At 55.5% G+C, this 1807-nt stretch carries 1 protein-coding gene and 1 pseudogene; one reads left to right on the forward strand and one right to left on the reverse strand.

What is annotated here, in order from left to right:
* A partial coding sequence (fdhA, locus tag D8U18_RS02225) for a formaldehyde dehydrogenase, glutathione-independent (RefSeq protein ID WP_241664279.1) occupies window positions 1-1191 on the forward strand: 1191 nt, incomplete at its 5' end.
* A 58-nt stretch (window positions 1192-1249) separates the two neighbouring features.
* On the opposite strand, the pseudogene D8U18_RS28675 reads toward fdhA, so the two are convergent.
* Window positions 1250-1807 (reverse strand): annotated as a pseudogene (locus D8U18_RS28675) (hypothetical protein); the annotation flags it as partial.

The following is a 1807-nucleotide window of genomic DNA, read 5'->3' on the forward strand; positions in this document are numbered from 1 at the left end:
AATCGTGGTGTGGTGTATCTCGGCGCTGGCAAGGTCGAAGTACAGAAAATCGACTATCCGAAAATGCAGGACCCGCGCGGCAGGAAGATTGAACACGCCGTCATCCTGCGCGTGGTTTCCACCAACATCTGTGGTTCCGACCAGCACATGGTGCGCGGCCGTACCACTGCACAAACCGGCCTGGTGCTGGGCCATGAGATCACCGGTGAAGTGATCGAGAAGGGCAGCGACGTCGAGAACCTGCAGATCGGCGACCTGGTTTCGGTACCGTTCAACGTGGCTTGCGGGCGCTGCCGTTCCTGCAAGGAAATGCACACCGGCGTGTGCCTGAGCGTCAACCCGGCGCGTCCCGGTGGTGCCTACGGTTACGTCGACATGGGCGACTGGACCGGTGGCCAGGCTGAATACGCCATGGTGCCGTACGCCGACTTCAACCTGCTGAAACTGCCGGACCGCGACCGGGCCATGGAAAAAATCCGTGACCTGACCTGCCTCTCCGACATCCTGCCAACCGGTTACCACGGCGCTGTAACGGCCGGCGTCGGCCCAGGCAGTACCGTGTACATCGCTGGCGCCGGTCCGGTCGGCCTGGCCGCTGCCGCTTCGGCGCGCCTGCTGGGCGCTGCGGTAGTGATCGTCGGTGACGTCAACACCATCCGTCTGGCCCACGCCAAGGCCCAGGGTTTTGAAATCGCCGACCTGTCCCTCGACACCCCGCTGCACGAGCAAATCGCTGCGCTGCTGGGCGAACCGGAAGTGGATTGCGCCATCGACGCCGTCGGCTTCGAAGCCCGCGGCCACGGCCACGACGGCGTGAAACACGAAGCCCCGGCCACCGTACTCAACTCGCTGATGGGCGTGGTACGCGTAGCCGGCAAGATCGGTATTCCTGGCCTCTACGTGACTGAAGATCCAGGTGCCGTCGACGCCGCCGCGAAAATGGGCAGCCTGAGCATCCGCTTCGGCCTCGGCTGGGCCAAATCCCACAGCTTCCACACCGGTCAGACCCCGGTGATGAAGTACAACCGCCAACTGATGCAGGCCATCATGTGGGACCGCATCAACATTGCCGAAGTGGTGGGCGTGCAGGTAATCAGCTTGGATCAGGCACCGCAAGGGTACGGCGAGTTCGATGCGGGCGTGCCGAAGAAGTTTGTGATTGATCCGCATAAGATGTTTAGTGCGGCGTAAAATTTTTGAAGTGTGCGGAGGGCGACGTGATGTCGCCCTTTTTTATTTTATTGTTAGCTCAGTTGTCTCTTTTTGAGGCTCCCTGTTGTTTGGCCGATTCAGATAGTATTTTTTCCAGTTTTTTGTTGAGCTTTTCTTTTTGCTTCGTAAGGGAGTTTATTTCTTTATTTAAGCTTTTCTTTTGTTTTGCGGTTAAAGGGCGAGGGCTGATTTTATCGTTTTTATGTTTGAACCAAAGACCTTGTTCTTGTAAGTTGTTTTTTTGTTTCCATGCGTAGTAGTTTGCTGGCTGATCATACGCTGCCGAAATTTTAAGATCGACGTTTGTGATTCTTTCCCTGTATTGGGAGGCTTTGTCCGGATTTTTAAGTATGTCGAAATCTGACTTTATTCTGTCTGTGATATCGGCATCGGGAGAAGTTGTCCGGTTAGTGGAGGCTATGGGCGCGCTCAAACTGTCCCTTGATGTGGTTAAGCTTTGTGAAGACGTTCCAAGTAGCCTTTGGTCTTCACTTCGACTTGCCGCATTAGTATTTTTCCGGAGAATACTTCTACGAGGCATATGTCCAGTATCATCCCTTTCATTCACTGGATCCCCCAAACAATACCCATACGC

The organism is Pseudomonas sp. Sample_10 (genome assembly GCF_004321495.1).
Taxonomy (GTDB): domain Bacteria; phylum Pseudomonadota; class Gammaproteobacteria; order Pseudomonadales; family Pseudomonadaceae; genus Aquipseudomonas.